Origin of the sequence: Nocardioides mangrovi (assembly GCF_020073815.1) — a bacterium.
GTDB lineage: Bacteria > Actinomycetota > Actinomycetes > Propionibacteriales > Nocardioidaceae > Nocardioides > Nocardioides mangrovi.
The window spans coordinates 711,641-728,352 of sequence record NZ_JAIQZJ010000001.1 but is presented as its reverse complement, the minus strand read 5'-3'; the positions used below and the strand labels follow the sequence as shown (position 1 = coordinate 728,352).

At 72.5% G+C, this 16,712-nt stretch carries 15 protein-coding genes; 11 read left to right on the top strand and 4 right to left on the bottom strand.

The window, feature by feature from the left end; genetic code table 11:
• Positions 1 to 21: 21 nt before the first annotated feature.
• The gene (gene ilvD, locus K8U61_RS03475) at positions 22 to 1,869 is read right to left on the bottom strand and encodes a dihydroxy-acid dehydratase (protein ID WP_224121569.1); all 1,848 of its coding nucleotides are present in this window, start codon (positions 1,867 to 1,869) and stop codon (positions 22 to 24) included.
• A gap of 45 nt (positions 1,870 to 1,914) precedes the next feature.
• On the opposite strand from ilvD (K8U61_RS03475), the gene ilvD (K8U61_RS03470) reads away from it, so the two are divergent.
• From ilvD (K8U61_RS03470) to K8U61_RS03460, 3 genes are read left to right on the top strand one after another with little or no spacing between them, the layout of a single operon-like run.
• Positions 1,915 to 3,609 carry a dihydroxy-acid dehydratase gene (gene ilvD, locus K8U61_RS03470; RefSeq protein WP_224121568.1) on the top strand — a complete coding sequence of 565 codons (1,695 nt, stop codon included), beginning with the start codon at positions 1,915 to 1,917 and terminating at the stop codon, positions 3,607 to 3,609.
• A 5-nt stretch (positions 3,610 to 3,614) separates the two neighbouring features.
• Positions 3,615 to 4,595: a hypothetical protein gene (locus tag K8U61_RS03465; RefSeq protein WP_224121567.1), complete on the top strand. Its 981-nt coding sequence runs from the start codon at positions 3,615 to 3,617 to the stop codon at positions 4,593 to 4,595.
• A gap of 7 nt (positions 4,596 to 4,602) precedes the next feature.
• A complete protein-coding gene (locus K8U61_RS03460; protein ID WP_224121566.1) occupies positions 4,603 to 5,559 on the top strand; it encodes an FUSC family protein in 957 nt (318 codons plus the stop codon).
• On the opposite strand, the gene K8U61_RS03455 is transcribed toward K8U61_RS03460, so the two are convergent.
• Positions 5,531 to 6,433 carry an aldose 1-epimerase family protein gene (locus K8U61_RS03455; RefSeq protein WP_224121565.1) on the bottom strand — a complete coding sequence of 301 codons (903 nt, stop codon included), beginning with the start codon at positions 6,431 to 6,433 and terminating at the stop codon, positions 5,531 to 5,533. The two genes, K8U61_RS03460 and K8U61_RS03455, sit on opposite strands and share 29 nt — an antisense overlap.
• Positions 6,434 to 6,483: 50 nt before the next feature.
• Here K8U61_RS03455 and xylB point away from each other — a divergent pair, with 50 nt between their 5' ends.
• The 4 genes from xylB to K8U61_RS03435 all read left to right on the top strand — a co-directional run bounded on the left by xylB (position 6,484) and on the right by K8U61_RS03435 (position 11,945).
• The gene (gene xylB / locus K8U61_RS03450; RefSeq protein WP_224121564.1) at positions 6,484 to 7,890 is read left to right on the top strand and encodes a xylulokinase; all 1,407 of its coding nucleotides are present in this window, start codon (positions 6,484 to 6,486) and stop codon (positions 7,888 to 7,890) included.
• A gap of 80 nt (positions 7,891 to 7,970) precedes the next feature.
• Positions 7,971 to 9,659, top strand: coding sequence for a cadherin repeat domain-containing protein (locus K8U61_RS03445; RefSeq protein ID WP_224121563.1), 1,689 nt, complete (start codon positions 7,971 to 7,973; stop codon positions 9,657 to 9,659).
• Between the two features lie 34 nt (positions 9,660 to 9,693).
• Entirely contained in the window at positions 9,694 to 10,911 is a 1,218-nt protein-coding gene (locus K8U61_RS03440) for a kynureninase (RefSeq protein WP_224121562.1), read from the top strand.
• A 5-nt stretch (positions 10,912 to 10,916) separates the two neighbouring features.
• Positions 10,917 to 11,945 (top strand): S66 family peptidase, encoded by a 1,029-nt coding sequence (locus K8U61_RS03435; RefSeq protein ID WP_224121561.1) that lies wholly within the window; start codon positions 10,917 to 10,919, stop codon positions 11,943 to 11,945.
• Positions 11,946 to 11,962: 17 nt separating this feature from the next.
• Here the strand turns inward: K8U61_RS03435 and K8U61_RS03430 are convergent, their stop codons facing one another.
• Positions 11,963 to 12,310 (bottom strand): UBP-type zinc finger domain-containing protein, encoded by a 348-nt coding sequence (locus K8U61_RS03430; RefSeq protein ID WP_224121560.1) that lies wholly within the window; start codon positions 12,308 to 12,310, stop codon positions 11,963 to 11,965.
• Positions 12,311 to 12,332: 22 nt separating this feature from the next.
• On the opposite strand from K8U61_RS03430, the gene K8U61_RS03425 reads away from it, so the two are divergent.
• On the top strand, positions 12,333 to 13,052 hold the full coding sequence (locus tag K8U61_RS03425; protein ID WP_224121559.1) for a GNAT family N-acetyltransferase: 720 nt from the start codon (positions 12,333 to 12,335) through the stop codon (positions 13,050 to 13,052).
• Here K8U61_RS03425 and K8U61_RS03420 read toward each other — a convergent pair.
• On the bottom strand, positions 13,012 to 13,461 hold the full coding sequence (locus K8U61_RS03420; RefSeq protein WP_224121558.1) for a VOC family protein: 450 nt from the start codon (positions 13,459 to 13,461) through the stop codon (positions 13,012 to 13,014). The genes K8U61_RS03425 and K8U61_RS03420 overlap by 41 nt on opposite strands.
• Before the next feature lie 364 nt (positions 13,462 to 13,825).
• Here K8U61_RS03420 and K8U61_RS03415 point away from each other — a divergent pair, with 364 nt between their 5' ends.
• From K8U61_RS03415 to K8U61_RS03405, 3 genes are all read left to right on the top strand, one after another.
• Positions 13,826 to 15,079 (top strand): HNH endonuclease signature motif containing protein, encoded by a 1,254-nt coding sequence (locus tag K8U61_RS03415; protein ID WP_224121557.1) that lies wholly within the window; start codon positions 13,826 to 13,828, stop codon positions 15,077 to 15,079.
• A 312-nt stretch (positions 15,080 to 15,391) separates the two neighbouring features.
• Positions 15,392 to 15,808, top strand: a complete 417-nt coding sequence (locus K8U61_RS03410; RefSeq protein ID WP_224121556.1) for a VOC family protein — start codon at positions 15,392 to 15,394, stop codon at positions 15,806 to 15,808.
• Positions 15,805 to 16,479: a 4a-hydroxytetrahydrobiopterin dehydratase gene (locus K8U61_RS03405; RefSeq protein ID WP_224121555.1), complete on the top strand. Its 675-nt coding sequence runs from the start codon at positions 15,805 to 15,807 to the stop codon at positions 16,477 to 16,479. Before K8U61_RS03410 ends, K8U61_RS03405 begins: the two co-directional genes overlap by 4 nt.
• The last annotated feature ends 233 nt before the right edge of the window (positions 16,480 to 16,712 follow it).

Sequence of the window (16,712 nt, the reverse complement as noted above, 5' to 3'; positions counted from 1 at the left end):
CGAAAAGGCTAGAGGTCCGGACTACTCCGGAACGAGGCGGTAGGCACCGTCGGACGCAGCCGTCGCCATCGAGGCGTACGCCCGTAACGCGGCCGACACCACCCGGTCACGATCGAGCGGGGTGAAGGGGCGGTCGCGCTTGTCCTGGGCGGCCCGGCGCTGGTCGAGCACCAGCGGGTCGACGTCGAGCACGATCGAGCGGTTCGGGATGTCGATGGTGATCGTGTCGCCGTCCTCGACCAGCGCGATCGTGCCCCCGCCAGCGGCCTCGGGGGAGACGTGACCGATCGAGAGGCCCGACGTGCCACCGGAGAAGCGGCCGTCGGTGATCAGCGCGCACTTCTGGCCGAGGCCGAGGCCCTTGAGGTACGACGTGGGGTAGAGCATCTCCTGCATCCCCGGCCCACCCTTCGGACCCTCGTAGCGGATCACCACCACGTGGCCCTCCTGGACCCTCTTGGACAGGATCCCCTCGACGGCGTCGTCCTGGCTCTCGAAGACGATGGCGGTGCCGGTGAACGACCAGATCTCCTCGGGGACGCCAGCGGTCTTCACCACGCAGCCGTCCTCGGCCAGGTTGCCCTTGAGGATCGCCAGGCCGCCGTCGGCGGTGTAGGCGTGCGCGACGTCGCGGATGCACCCGTCGGCGGCGTCGGTGTCGAGCGAGCCCCAGCGGTTGTCGGTCGAGAAGGCCTCGGTGGTGCGGACGCCGCCGGGCGCGGCGTGGAAGAGGTCGAGCGCGGCCCGGCTCGCGGTGCCGCTGCGGATGTCCCACTCCGCGAGCCACTGGTCGAGGGACGGGCTGTGCACCGAGTGGACGCCGGTGTTGAGCATCCCGCCGCGGTGCAGCTCGCCGAGGATGGCGGGGATGCCGCCGGCCCGGTGGACGTCCTCCATGTGGTACTTCGGCGTGTTCGGCGCGACCTTCGACAGGCACGGCACCCGGCGCGACACCGCGTCGATGTCGTCGACCGAGAAGGTCATCCCGGCCTCGCGGGCAGCGGCCAGGAGGTGTAGCACGGTGTTGGTGGAGCCACCCATCGCGACGTCGAGCGCGAAGGCGTTCTCGAAGGCCTCGTGGGTGGCGATGTTGCGGGGGAGGACCGACTCGTCGTCATCCTCGTAGTAGCGCTTGGCGATCTCGACGACGAGGCGGCCGGCCTCCTCGAAGAGCGCGCGGCGTGAGCTGTGGGTGGCCAGGGTCGAGCCGTTGCCCGGCAGGGACAGGCCGATCGCCTCGGTCAGGCAGTTCATCGAGTTGGCGGTGAACATGCCCGAGCAGGAGCCGCAGGTCGGGCACGCGGAGCGCTCCACGACGTCGAGCTGCTCGTCGGTCACGGCGTCGTTGACGGCCAGCACCATCGCGTCGACCAGGTCGAGCTTGGAGTGGACGATGCCCTCGATGGCCTGGGTCTTGCCGGCCTCCATCGGGCCGCCGGACACGAAGACGACCGGGATGTTGAGCCGCAGCGCGGCCATCAGCATGCCGGGGGTGATCTTGTCGCAGTTGGAGATGCAGACGAGCGCGTCGGCGCAGTGGGCCTGGACCATGTACTCGACCGCGTCGGCGATCAGCTCCCGGCTGGGCAGCGAGTAGAGCATGCCGGCGTGGCCCATCGCGATACCGTCGTCGACCGCGATCGTGTTGAACTCCTTGGCGACGCCGCCCGCGGCGGCGACCTGCTCGGCGACGATCTTGCCGAGGTCGCGCAGGTGGACGTGGCCCGGGACGAACTCGGTGAACGAGTTGGCGATCGCCACGATCGGCTTGCCGAAGTCCGAGTCGGTCATGCCGGTGGCGCGCCAGAGGGCGCGGGCACCGGCCATGTTGCGGCCCGAGGTGGACGTGGCGGAGCGAAGCGTCGGCATGCCGCAAGGGTATGCCGCTCGTCGTACTGCCATACCCTCGGTTCCATGACCGAGACGCGCCCGACCCCCGACCTCAAGCCGCGCTCGCGCGACGTCACCGACGGCCTCGAGCGGACCGCCGCCCGCGGCATGCTCCGCGCGGTCGGCATGGGGGACGACGACTGGGAGAAGCCCCAGATCGGCGTCGCCTCCAGCTGGAACGAGATCACGCCCTGCAACCTGTCGCTCCAGCGGCTCGCGCAGGCGGTCAAGAACGGCGTGCACGCGGCCGGCGGCTACCCGCTCGAGTTCGGCACCATCTCCGTCTCCGACGGCATCTCGATGGGCCACGAGGGCATGCACTTCTCGCTGGTCTCCCGCGAGGTGATCGCCGACTCCGTCGAGACCGTGATGATGGCCGAGCGGCTCGACGGCTCGGTGCTGCTGGCCGGCTGCGACAAGTCGCTGCCCGGGATGATGATGGCCGCGGCCCGCCTCGACCTCGCCAGCGTCTTCCTCTACGCCGGGTCGATCATGCCCGGCCAGGTCGACGGCAACGACGTGACCATCATCGACGCCTTCGAGGCCGTCGGCGCCTGCCTGGCCGGCAAGATCAGCCGAGACGAGGTCGACCGCATCGAGCGCGCGATCTGCCCGGGAGAGGGCGCCTGCGGCGGCATGTACACCGCCAACACGATGGCCGCGGTCGCCGAGGCGATCGGCATGTCGCTGCCCGGCTCGGCCGCCCCGCCGGCCGTCGACCGCCGCCGCGACGGCTTCGCCCACAAGTCGGGCGAGGCCGTGGTCACGATGCTCCGCCAGGGCATCACGGCCCGCCAGGTCATGACCAAGCCGGCCTTCGAGAACGCCATCGCCGTCGTCATGGCGCTCGGCGGCTCCACCAACGCCGTGCTGCACCTGCTGGCGATGGCCCGTGAGGCCGAGGTCGACCTCACCCTCGACGACTTCAACCGGGTCGGCGACAAGGTGCCGCACCTCGGTGACCTCAAGCCCTTCGGTCGCTACGTGATGAACGACGTCGACAAGATCGGCGGCATCCCCGTTGTGATGAAGGCGCTCCTCGACGCCGGACTGATGAACGGGGACTGCCTGACCGTCACGGGGAAGACGATGGCCGAGAACCTCGAGGAGCTCAGCCCCCCGAGCCTCGACGACGACGTGCTCCGCAAGATCGACCGCCCGATCCACGCCACCGGCGGCCTGACGATCCTCAAGGGCTCGCTCGCCCCCGAGGGCGCGGTCGTGAAGAGCGCCGGCTTCGACGAGTCGGTCTTCACCGGTACGGCGCGGGTCTTCGACGGCGAGCGCGCGGCGATGGACGCGCTCGAGCAGGGCAAGATCCAGGCCCGCGACGTCGTGGTGATCCGCTACGAGGGCCCCAAGGGCGGCCCGGGCATGCGCGAGATGCTCGCCATCACCGGCGCCATCAAGGGCGCCGGTCTCGGCAAGGACGTCCTGCTCATCACCGACGGCCGGTTCTCCGGCGGCACCACCGGCCTGTGCGTGGGCCACATCGCCCCCGAGGCGGTCGACGCCGGGCCGATCGCCTTCCTGCGCGACGGCGACCAGATCACCCTCGACGTGGCCAACCGTCGCCTGGACGTGGAGAGCGCCGACGAGGCGGAGTGGGAGCAGCGCAAGGTCGGCTGGGAGCCGCGCCCGCCGAAGTACACCCGCGGCGTCCTCGGCAAGTACGCCAAGGTCGTGCAGTCCGCCGCGCACGGCGCCATCACCAGCTGACCGCGATGCCCGGATCGCAGCCCGACCACCGCGGACCGATCCTCTTCCTGGTCCTGCTGGTGATCGTCGCGCTCCTCGTCGTGGCCTGGGGCGCGCGGGACGAGTCCGCGGGCGGTGCCGCGCCCGCCGCCCACCCGGCTGGGAGACCGTCACCGTCGCCGGCGTCCCCGAGCGCGACCGCCGAGCCGTCGGCGGAGGCCACGCCGAGGACGAAGGTCCGGCCGAAGGTCTTCGGCCGGCAAACCTTCCTGGTCGCCTACTACGGCTCCGGGCAGACCCCGGCGCTCGGCGTGCTCGGCGAGAGCCGGCCGAACGTGATTGACCGGCGGCTCCGGGCCGCTGCGCAGCCCTTCGCCCGGCACGGCTACGACGTCCGGCACGTCTACGAGCTGATCGTCACGATCGCGGACGGGTCGCCCGGACCGGACGGCGACTACAGCCACGACATCCCGCGCTCGGAGGTGCAGCGCTACCTCGCGGCCGCGCGCCGCCACGACGCGCTGCTCCTGCTCGACCTCCAGCCCGGGCGCTCAGACTTCCTCGACGTCGCGAAGCGCTGGGCGTGGGCGTTGAAGGACCCGCGGGTCGGGCTCGCGCTCGACCCCGAGTGGCGGATGGGACCGCACCAGGTCCCGGCGCGCACGGTCGGTCAGGTCCGGGCCCGCGAGGTCAACCGCACCACGGCCTGGCTCGCGCGGATGGTGCGCCGGCACGACCTGCCCCAGAAGCTCCTCGTCCTCCACCAGTTCCGCCGCGACATGGTCGAGGACATCGCGCAGGTCCGCGACCGCCCGGACCTGGCGATGGTGCAGCACGTCGACGGCTTCGGCACCCAGCGGCAGAAGCGGGCGACGTACCACGCGGTGGCGCGGCCGCGGCAGTTCACGATGGGCTTCAAGCTCTTCTACGACGAGGACGTGCGCCGGATGGGGCCGCGCGAGGTGCACGCGCTGCGGCCGCGGGTGCGCTTCGTCAGCTTCCAGTGACCGCCCCATGACTGCGAGACGGGTGGCGCTGCGGGCCAGCGTCTCGGTGCTGGTGCCGCTGCTCGTGCTGCTCGCGGCCGACCGGCTGGAGTGGTCGATCTTCGCGACCTTCGGGGCCTTCACCTCGCTCTACGGCCGCGAGCGCGTCGGCGCCGCGCGGCTGCAGCTGCAGGCCCGGCTCGCCGTCTACCTCACCGCCGCGATCGGCGTCGGCACCCTTGTCGCCACCTCGCCGGACCGGGCGTGGTGGGCGATCCCGGTGGCCGCGAGCGTGGCGGCGCTGGGGTCCTTCGCCTCCGACGCCGAGGGCTGGCACCCGCCCGGCCCGCTCTTCCTGGTCTTCGCCTGCGCGGCCTGCGCCGCCATCCCGTCGACGTACGCCGACCTGCCGGTCGCGCTCGGGGTGGGCGCCGGGTCGGCTGCGTTCTCGGTCGTGGTCGGCAACGCCGGCGCCTGGTGGCGGCAGCAGGAGGGTGAGCCCGCCCCGCGGCCGTCGTACCGGGCGAGCCTGCGCTGGCACGTCCTGCCCTGCTCGCTGGGCGTCTTCGTCGCGGGCAGCATCGCGACGGGCGCCGGGATCGGCCACCCCTACTGGGCGATGGTCTCGGCCGTGGTGCCGCTGGTGGCGCGGGACTTCCGGCACCAGGTCGTGCGCGGGCTGCACCGCGTCGTCGGCACCGCCGCCGGCCTGGTCGTCGCGGCCGGCCTGCTCGCGCTCGACCTCGACGGCCTCGCCGTGATCCTGGTCGTCGCGCTGCTGCAGGCCCTGGCCGAGCTGGTGGTCGGCCGCACCTACGCGCTGGCGCTGGTGGCGATCACGCCGCTGGCGCTGCTGATGGTGCACCTGGCCGTGCCGGTGCCGACCTCGGAGCTGCTCGCCGACCGCGGCGTCGAGACCGTGATCGGCGTGGCCGCCGGGCTCGCGGTCGGCTACCTCACGCGGGTCCGCTACCCGCGATCGTGAAGGAGGCCCGGTGCGTGGCGCCCGGCTCGAGCACGACGAGGTCGACGCCCGTGCGGAAGGAGTCCGGGGGAGCGGTGACCGGCTCGACGGCCAGCGCCTCGCGCTCGTGACCGCGGATGGTGTCGCCGGTGAAGACGTGCAGCCAGCCGATCCCCTCGTGGACGGTGACGCTCGCCGAGCGGCCCGTGTCCGGGTCGGTGAGGGTCGCGGTCGCCCCGTCGGCGACCCCGCCGTACGGGTGGTCGACGACGAGGTCACCGATCGCCCGGCCGCCGCGGAAGTCCCACTCCGTACCGTCGACCGGCACCGCCGGCGCCGGCAGGCCGCGCTCGTCCATGGCGCACCAGGTGTCGGCCGGCAGGGTCAGCACGCACTCGTCGACCCGGCGGCCGACCGTGAGGTAGGGATGCAGGCCGGAGCCGTACGGCGCCGCCTCGGTGCCGACGTTGGTCGCGGACAGCGTGGTGGTGAGGCCGTCGTCCCCGAGCCGGTGGTCGACCTCGAGGTCGAGCGGCCAGGGGTAGCCGGCCTGCGGCGGGAGCGCGTAGGTCAGCAGGACGCGGTCGTCGGCCTGGTCGGCGACGGTCCACGGCACCCAGTGGACGAGGCCGTGGATCGCGTTGTGCTTGGCCGGCTCGCTGAGCGCCAGCTGGAGGGTCCGGCCGCCGAAGTCGTAGCGGCCGTCGCCGACCCGGTTGACCCACGGCATCATCACCGCGCCCCGCGAGCTGGGGGCCATCTCGCCGACCGGCCAGCCGGCGACGAGGTCGATGCCGTCACGGTTCAGGGACCGCAGGCACGCGCCGACGGTGACGACCTCGGCGCGGTGGGCGCCGTGGGTGAGGACGAGGTTCTGGCCGGCTGGGTCGCGCACGGAGCACACCTTGGCAGAGACGGGGGTCACGGCGGTACTAGGGTCTGGCCGTGGCTCTCGTCGCGGGGATCGACTCCTCCACCCAGTCCTGCAAGGTCGTCGTCTGCGACGCCGAGACCGGCGCGCTCGTGCGCAGCGGCTCGGCACCGCACCCGGAGGGCACCGAGGTCCACCCCGACGCCTGGTGGGAGGCGCTCCAGGCGGCGATCGCGGCCGCCGGCGGGCTCGACGACGTCGCGGCCGTGGCGGTCGGTGGCCAGCAGCACGGCATGGTCTGCCTCGACGAGGCCGGCGAGGTCGTCCGCCCGGCGCTGCTGTGGAACGACACCCGCTCCGCCCGGGCCGCCCTCGACCTCATCGACGAGCTCGGTGGCCCGCAGGCGTGGGTCGACGCCGTCGGCCTCGTGCCGGTCGCGTCCTTCACCGTCACCAAGCTGCGGTGGCTGCGCGACCACGAGCCCGACAGCGCCCGGCGTACGGCGGCGGTGTGCCTGCCGCACGACTGGCTGACCTGGAAGCTCGCCGGCGGCACCTCCCTCGACACGCTCGTCACCGACCGCGGCGATGCCAGCGGCACCGGCTACTGGTCGCCGCTCACCGAGGACTACCGCCGCGACCTGCTCGAGCTCGGCCTCGGCCACGACGTCGTGCTGCCGCGGGTGCTCGGCCCGGCCGAGTCCGGCCTGTCCCTTCCGAGCGGTGCGCCGCTCGGTGCCGGCACCGGCGACAACGCGGCCGCCGCCCTCGGGCTCGGCGCCGTCTCCGGCGACGTGGTCGTCTCGATCGGCACCTCCGGCGTGGCCTGCGCCGTCGCGGACCAGCCGGTCGGCGACGTGACCGGCGCGGTCGCGGGCTTCGCGGACGCGACCGGCCGGTACCTGCCGCTCGTCGCCACCCTCAACGCCGCCCGCGTGCTCGACGCGGCGGCGCGGATGCTCGGCGTCACGCACGCCGAGCTGTCCGACCTCGCCCTCGCCGCGCCCGCGGGCGCCGGCGGCATGGCGCTGGTGCCCTACCTCGAGGGCGAGCGGACCCCCAACAAGCCCGAAGCGACCGGTGCGATCCACGGCCTGCGGCTCGAGACGTCCACCCCGGCGTACCTCGCCCGCGCCGCCGTCGAGGGCATGATCTGCGGGCTCGCCGACGCCGTCGACGCGGTGCGCGCCCTCGGCACCCCGATCGAGCGGATCATCCTCGTCGGTGGTGCGGCCCGCTCGGCCGCGGTCCGCGAGATCGCCTCGGCGGTCCTCGGCCTGCCGGTCACCGTGCCGGAGCCGGGGGAGTACGTCGCGCGCGGCGCCGCCCGCCAGGCCGCCTGGGTGCTCACCGGCGCGGCCGAGCCGCCGGCATGGCCGCTGGAGGGCGTGGTCGAGACCCGGGTCGACCCGACGCCGCAGGTGCGTGAGCGCTACGCCGCGGTCCGGGAGATGACGGCACCGCGCCCCGAGCCGGCCTGACCAGACCGGTCCTCAGGGATTTCGGACAGGCGCCGATCGGAACGGGGTCAAGCGCCACCACACCCACCCCTGAGGACCTCATGCGCGCCCTGCTCACCTCCGTCTGCTCCGCCGCCGTCGTCGGCGGACTCCTCGTCGGGGCCACGGCCCCGGCCACCGCCGCCCAGCCCGTGCACCACCGCCCCGGCAAGATCTCGCTCAGCGGCTCCAGCGTCGCCGAGGACGCCGCCCGCGGCACCCTGGTCGGCAAGCTCACGTCGTTCGACCCCGACCGGGGCTACCGCCACGTCTTCTCGCTGGTCACCGGCGCCGGGGACGACGACAACGACCTCTTCCGGATCCGGGGCAAGCGCCTCGAGGTCGCCGGCGCCCTCGACTTCGAGACCGCTCCCGAGCTCTCGGTCCGCGTGCGCGTGACCGACAAGACCGGGCGCACGCGCGACGGCCGGTTCGAGATCGACGTCCGCGACGTCGCCGACCAGCCGCCCACGGACCTGCTGCTCTCGGGCACCACCGTCGACGAGAACCAGCCCGCCGGCACCACCGTCGGGACCCTGTCGACGGTCGACCCCAACACGCCGCCACGCGCCTACACCTACAAGATCCTGTCCGGCCTCTCCAACGGGAACGCCGCCGCCTTCGCGATCGCCGGCGACCGGCTGGTCACGGCCGCGCCGCTCGACCACGAGGCGGCCGCGACCCGCAGCCTGCGCGTCCAGGCGGTCGCCAAGTCCGGCGACACGGTCGAGAAGGACTTCACGATCACCGTCGCCGACGTCAACGAGGCGCCGACCGACGTCCAGCTGAGCCCGGACTCCGTGGCCGAGGGGCAGACCGACCTCACCGTCGGCACGCTCTCCGCCGTCGACCCCGACGCCGGCGACACGGCGACGTTCGCGCTCGTCGACGGCGCCGGCTCCACCGACAACGGCTACTTCGCGATCGACGGGGACCAGCTGACGACCTTCGTCGCCCTCGACTTCGAGACCCACCCGACCTACCAGATCCGGGTGCAGGCGACCGACTCCCACGGCGCGACCGTCAGCAAGGAGCTGACGGTCCACGCGATCGACGTCTCGGAGGGCCCGACCGACCTGCGGCTCACCCACGACTCGTTCGACGAGAACGCCGGCACGAACGCCGTCGTCGGCAACGCCGTCGCCGACGGCGTGGGCGTCACCTACACGCTGACCAGCGCCTGCCTCTCGTCCTCGACCCGTCGGTCGCTGTGCCGGATCCCGGCCGGCTACTTCACCATCACCTCCGCCGGCGTGCTGAAGTCCGTGTACGACCTGGACTACGAGGACGCGCCGCACAGCTTCCCGGTCACCATCCGCGCGACCGACAGCAACGGCGCCTGGATCGAGGGGTCCTTCACGATCCACCTCGACGACGTCAACGAGGCTCCGACGGACATCTCGCTCGTCGACGCGACCTCGGTCGAGGCCCACAGCGGCTGGAACCCCGTCGGCGACCTGTCGGCGGTCGACCAGGACGCGGACGACGAGGTCACCTTCAGCATCGTCGGTGCCGTCGACCAGGACGACGTCCCGGCGCCGGACGGCGCCTTCGACGTCTTCGGCTGCGGCGGGCCCGCGCTCTGGGCGAACACCGACGCGCTGAGCATCGGCACCTACACCGTGACGGTCCGCGCGACCGACCTCGACGGGCTCACCTACGACGAGGACTTCTCCGTCTCGGTCGTCGCCCCGCCGCCGCCGGTCGCCCCGCACGCCGTCACGAAGGCCGTGGCCCTGCGCCGTTGCTGAACCACTGCGCGCCGGGTCTGGTAGACAACCTCGGGTGACCACCGAGGACGTCGGCCAGCTCGACCACACCGACCCGCTCGCGGCGTACCGCGACCACTTCGTGGGCGCCGCGAGCGGGCTCGTGTACTTCGACGGCAACTCCCTCGGCCGGCCGCTCGCGGTGACCGGGCCGCGGCTGGCCCGCTTCGTCGAGGAGGAGTGGGGCGGCCGGCTGATCCGCGGCTGGGACGAGCGCTGGCTCGATCTCCCGCAGCGGATCGGCGACGACCTCGCCCGCGTCGTGCTGGGCGCCGCGCCCGGGCAGACCACCATCGGCGACTCGACGACCGTGCTGCTCTACAAGCTCATGCGTGCGGCCGTCGCCGCCCGCCCCGGCCGCACCGAGATCGTGCTCGACCGGGACAACTTCCCGACGGACCGGTACGTCGCCGACGGGGTCGCCCGCGAGTGCGGGCTCACCCTGCGCTGGATCGAGGTCGACCCCACCGCCGGCGTCACCCCGGAGCTGCTGGCCGAGGCCGTCGGGCCGCAGACCGCGCTCGTCGTCGTCTCGCACGTGGCCTACCGCTCCGCGTGGCTCGCCGACGCCCGCGAGCTCACCCGGATCGCCCACGAAGCCGGGGCACTCGTGCTCTGGGACCTGTGCCACTCGGCCGGGTCCGTGCCGCTCACGCTCGACGACTGGGGCGTCGACCTGGCGGTCGGCTGCACCTACAAGTACCTCAACGGCGGACCCGGGTCGCCGGCGTTCTGCTACGTCGCCGAGCGGCACCTCGACGAGCTCACCCAGCCGATCCAGGGCTGGCTCGGCTCGGTCGACCCCTTCCTCATGGGCCCGTCGTACGCCCCCGCCGCCGGCATCCGGCGCTTCTGCTCGGGCACCCCGCCGATCCTCGGGATGCTCGCCCTCCAGGACATGCTCGAGCTCGTCGAGGGCGCCGGGATGGACGCGGTCCGCGCCAAGTCGGTCGGGCTGACGTCCCACGCGATCGACCTGGCCGACGACCTGCTCGCGGCGTACGGCGTCGTGGTCGCCTCGCCCCGCGACCCCGAGCTGCGCGGCGGCCACGTGACCCTCAACCACCCGCTGATGCGCGAGGTGACCGCGGACCTGTGGGAGCGCGACGTGATCCCGGACTACCGCGACCCCCACGGCCTGCGGATCGGGCTCTCGCCGCTGTCGACGTCGTACGCCGAGGTGCGGGCCGGCCTGGAATCGGTTCGCGACTCCCTCGAGCGGATGACAGCCTGACCCTCATGCCCCTCCCGATGCTGCGGAGCCCTGCTCCACTCCAGCCCGGCGACCGGATCGGCGTCACGGCGCCGTCGAGCGGCGTGCAGCCGTCCTACCGGCCACGGCTCGAGGCCGCGGTGCGGTCGCTCGAGGAGCGCGGCTACGAGGTGGTCCTCGGCGACTGCCTCGGCATCGACGGCGTGGTGTCGGCGCCGAAGGAGAAGCGCGCCGCCGAGCTGACCGCGATGCTGGCCGACCCGACGATCCGCGGGGTCGTGCCGCCGTGGGGCGGCGAGCTCGCGATCGACCTGCTCGACCGGCTCGGCTGGGAGCAGCTCGCGGACGCCGAGCCCACCTGGCTGGTCGGCTTCAGCGACCTCACCACGCTGATGCTGCCGATCTCGCTCCGGCTGGGCTGGGCGACCCTGCACGGATCGAACCTCATGGACACGCCGTACGCCGCGCCCGAGGGCCTGCTGCACTGGACCGACCTCGCGTCCGGGCCGGGCCCCTTCACCCAGACCAGCCCGGGCCGCTACCGGGCGGCCGGGTGGGACGACTACGTCGCCGAGCCGGGCGTCAGCCGCTTCACGCTCGAGTCGACCGGCACCTGGCGCACGCTCGGCGACCAGCAGGTCGACGTGACCGGGCGGCTGATCGGTGGCTGCATCGAGACCGTCGGCCCGGTCGCGGCCACGCCGTACGGCGACGTGGCGAGGTTCGGGCGAGACCACGCCGACGAGGGCCTGGTCGTCTACCTCGAGGCCTGCGAGGACAACGCCTACACGATCGCGCGCACCCTGCACGCGCTGCGCTACGCGGGCTGGTTCACGCACGCCAACGCGGTGCTGATCGGCCGCACCTCCGCGCCGGACGCCCCCGACCTGACCCAGGCCGGCGCCGTCGCGGACGCGCTCGGGGACCTCGGCATCCCGATCGTGCTCGACGTGGAGTGCGGGCACGTCGCGCCGTACCTCCCGCTCGTCAACGGCGCGCTCGCGCGGGTCGTGGTCGACGGTGACCGGCGGGAGATCACCCAGACGCTCGCATGAGCGTCAGGCGTCGCCGGTCAGTGGATGTGGTCGCGCCAGTCCGTCGGGACCCGGCCCGCCGGCCCGGGCGTCGGCTGGTCCTCGGGGTGGCACTGCGGGTCCGGCAGCGTCGGACCGACGAAGCCGCTCTCGGTGGTGAAGTCCCAGAACCAGTCCTCGCCGGGCTCGTAGCTGGTGATGATCGGGTGGCCGGTCGCGCGCCAGTGCGCGGTCGCGTGCTGCGCCGGTGAGGTGTCGCAGCAGCCGACGTGGCCGCACTGCGTGCAGCGGCGCAGGTGCACCCACCACCCGCCCGCCGCGTCGCACTCGACGCAGCCGGTGCCGCTGGGGGTGATGGTCGGATCAATACCCGCGCGCTCGGTCATGGAGCCAACCTAGGGTTCGGGCATGCCCTCGACCAATGCCTTCGGCCAACCGGTCGGTGACGTGGTCCCGGAGTGGACCCCGCGACCGTGGCCGGTGGCGACCCGCCTCGAGGGCCGGTACGTCGCGCTCGAGCCGCTCTCCGTCGACCACGCGGCCGACCTGCACGCCGCGCTGTGCGGCCCCGGCGACCACGACCTCTGGACCTACCGGCCGACCGAGCCGCCCGCCGACGTACCCGCCATGGCGGCGCTGGTCGAGGCGACCCTCGCGCCGCCGGACTGGGAGACGTTCGCGATCGTCCCGGCCGGCGCCGCGCCGCAGGGGATGCTCTCGTTCATGCGGATCGAGCCGGCCCACGGCCAGGTCGAGGTCGCCGGAGTCCTCCACTCCCACGCGCTCCAGCGCACGACCGCCGCTACGGAGGCCGTCCACCTGGCCTTGCGCCACGCCTTCGACGAGCTCGGCTACCGCCGCTTCGAGTGGAAGTGCGACTCGCTCAACGAGCCCTCCCGTCGCGCCGCCACGCGCCTCGGCTTCAGCTACGAGGGCCGCTTCCGGCACCACCTGGTCACCAAGGGACGCAACCGCGACACCGACTGGTTCTCGATCACCGACACCGAGTGGCCCGCCGTACGCGCCGCCCACGAGGCCTGGCTCGACCCCGCCAACTTCGACGCCGACGGCCGGCAGCTGACGCCGCTCAGCCCTCCTGCCCGATCTGCTCGGCCAGCGACACGATGATCCCCTCAGGCCCGCGCACGTAGGCCATCCGCCAGGTGCCCTCGTGCTCGCCGATCCCACCGACGAGCCCGTAGCCCTTCGTCGCGAGCGCGTCGACCACGCCCGGGAGGTCGTCGACCTGGAAGCACACGTTGCGCAGCCCGATCTCGTTGGCCATCGCGTCCGGCGAGCCCGGCACGTGCTCCGGTCGCACGAACGTCGCCAGCTCGAGCTTCGTCCCACCCCCCGGCGGCACCAGCATCACCACCTCGCACCGCGCGCCGGGGATGCCGCAGACGGTGTCGAGGAACTCGCCCTCCACGAACGTCCGCCCCTCGACCTCCAACCCCAGCCAGACGAAGAAGTCGACGGCGGTGTCGAGGTCGCTGACGGTGACGCCGATGTGGTCGAAGCGGTGGATCGTGGGCATGGGTCCTCCTGAGGTCGTCCTGCCGGTCTACCCCAGGGACGGTGCCGGATGCGCGTTCTCGACATGCCAGGTCGTTCTCTCGGACTCACGCTCCTCCGCTGGTTGAGGTGCGAGGCCCGCTAGGGCCGTGCCTCGAAACCCCGGAACTGTCCCCAGCGTTCCTGTGCGCGTCCTCCGGCGTGGGTGACGAAAGACAGTTCGAGAAATACGTGGTCACCGTCCGCTGTGGTCACCCGGGAGCGATTTCCAGCCGCCGCCCGGCTTCGACGTTGGCTCGGGTCGACCGCTGTGGCCCGGGCCCAAGAACCCAGAAAGAAGCTCGAATCGAACTAGAACACCCGTTCGATTCGATGTAGAATCAGATATGGCCGCCACGCAGACTCCTACCGCACCGACCTCACCGTCGGTGCTGCTGGATGCTGCTGCGGAACAGACCCGGGTCGCTCTCATGGCGGAGGCCGAGCGGTTGTCCCTCGCCTTGCGCTGGGCGCAGGCCCACCCCGCGCCGGTCACCGACGCCGTCGTCGACGAGCTCGGCGACCTGATCATGTACGCCGACCAGCCCGCCACGTTGGCCGGTGAGGGTGCGCCCGGGATGTCGGAGTTCGCGATCGCGGAGTTCGCCACCGCCTGCGGACTGTCCACCTACCAAGGAAGGGCGCTCATCGGCGCCGCCCTCGAAGCCCACTACCGCCTCCCGCGCCTCTGGTCGAAGGTGATGGCCGGTGACGTTGCGGTGTGGAAGCTGCGGCGGGTCACCGAACAGACCCGCCGCCTCCCACCCGGCGCCGCCGCGGAAGTCGACGCCGCCCTGGTGCCGGTGATCGGGACCTGCACCTACGCCCAGATCGAGAAGACCGTCGCCGCAGCCGCCGCACGCGTCGACGACGAGCACGAGGAGATGGAGCGTCTCGACCGGTGGCAGCAACAGCACCTCGAGGTCCGCCTCGACGCCGCCGCGTTGAACGGCGGCCTCGTGCCCGTCTCCGGGCTCCTGGACTACCCCGACGCCCTGGCGCTGGAAGCCCGGCTCAAGACCGGCGCCGCCCTCCTCGGCGAGGCCCACCCCGAGCTCGACCTCGACATCCGCCGCGCGATGGCCGCCGGCCGACTCGGCGCCACCGGCGATGCCGTGTCGCGTGAGGTCGTGGTCTACACCCACCACGAGCCCGACCAGATCCACGACATCCTCGACATCGAGGGCCGCCACGGCCGGCTCGGGCACACCACCATCGAGCAGATCGCCGGCTGGTGCCAGCTCGCCGGCACCAAGGTCACCATCAAGCCCGTCCTCGAGCTCGACGCCGAACTCTCCGTCGACCGCTACGAACCGTCCGCCCAGCAGCGCGAGCAGGCGATCCTGACCTGCCCCACCTGCGTCTTTCCCGGCTGCGCGAAGAACGCCCGCGGCTGCGACCTCGACCACATCACCGCCTACGCCCACGGCGGCAAGACCACCTCCTGGAACCTCGCCCCCCTGTGCAGGTACCACCACCGCCTCAAGACGTTCGGCCACTGGACCTACCGGAGACTCGGCCGCACCCGGTTCGAATGGACCTCACCATCCGGCAAGCACTACCTCGTCGACCTCACCCACAAGCGACGACGAACCCGCTGACCCCACCCCACCGGCCGACGGAAAGGACCCGGTGGGGCCACAGCCATGTCTGTGCTTCGGTCCGGGCCACCACGGTCGACCCGAGCGAACGGCGAAGCCGGGAGGCAGCTGGAAATCGCTTCGGGTGACCACAGCGAACGGTGACCACATACTTCTCTGACTGTCTTTCGTCGCCACGCCAGATGAGACGGACAGGGACGCTAGGGACAGTTCCGGGGGTTTCGAGGCGCCAGGGCGCCAGAGCGCCTTCGCACCTCAACCACCGGAGATCGCCGGGGGCGGCTGTCGGCGGACTGTGCCAGAGTGCATGAGATGGACCAGCGGATCAGCTTCATCACGCTCGCCGTGGCCGACCTCGACGCCACGCGGGCCTTCTACGTCGACGGCCTGGGCTGGACGCCCGAGCTCTTCGTGCCGGGCGAGGTGCTGATGATCAAGGCGGGGGAGCACCTCGTGCTGTCGTTCTGGGCGGAGGCCGGCTTCGAGGCGGAGGTCGGGACGATCCGCCGCGGGGCGGGGATCGTGCCGATCACCCTCTCCCACAACCTCGCGACCACTGAGGAGGTCGACGAGGTGCTGGCGACGGCCCGGGCGGCGGGTGCCGACCCGGTGCACGACGGCGAGCAGCGCGACTGGGGCGGCTACTCCGGCTACTTCGGCGACCCCGACGGCTATCGCTGGGAGATCGCCTACAACCCCCAGGACATCGGACAGATGGTGATCCCGTGAGCGACCCGAAGCAGAAGCTGCGCTACCCCCAGGTGAGGGAGGAGGGCCTCGACGACTGGCGGTTCTTCCTCGTGAAGCTGCACGCCCGCTTCAAGACGGGGAGCTTCGTGAAGGGGCTGGAGCTGGTCACCCGGATCACCGAGGCGGCGGAGGAGGCCGATCACCACCCGGACGTGGTGCTCACCTACCCCCAGGTCGACATCGACCTGCAGAGCCACGACGTCGGCGGCGTCACCAGCCGCGACGTCGCGCTCGCTCGACGGATCTCCGCGATCGCCGCGGAGCTCGGCATCGAGTCCGCGCCCCGCGAGGTCTCGACGCTCGAGCTCGCGCTCGACGTCCCGGACGCCGCCGCGGTGCAGCCCTTCTGGGCGGCCGTGCTCGGCTACGAGCAGCCCCACGAGTGGCCGGAGATCATGGACCCCGGAGGCCGCAACAACACGCTGTGGTTCCAGGAGGCGCCCGACGCCACGGGGGAGGTGCAGCAGCGCTTCCACCTCGACATCGTGGTCCCGCGCGAGGTCGCCGAGGAGCGGGTCGCGGCGGCGGTCGCGGCGGGCGGCACGCTGGTCAGCGAGGACGCCGTGCCGGCGTTCTGGGTGCTCGCCGACGCCCACGGCAACAAGGTCTGCGTCTGCACCGCCGACGGCCGCGAGCCCTCCACGGGCTGAGACTGGCGTCCCATATGTTGGGACGCCTGTCACACTCGGGTGCGGGCGGGAGGCCCGGGCGGCTACGGTGAGCCCATGCGCCAGGACATTCTTGTACGCACGCGACGTGTGAGCTGAGTCGGCAGACTCCGCACGCACGTCACCCCTCGCCGCCCACCAGCCGGGCCGAGGGGTTTTTTGTTGGGCTGAAACCATCAGCAGGGCACGGCAGGCAACGAGACAGGACAGAGGAT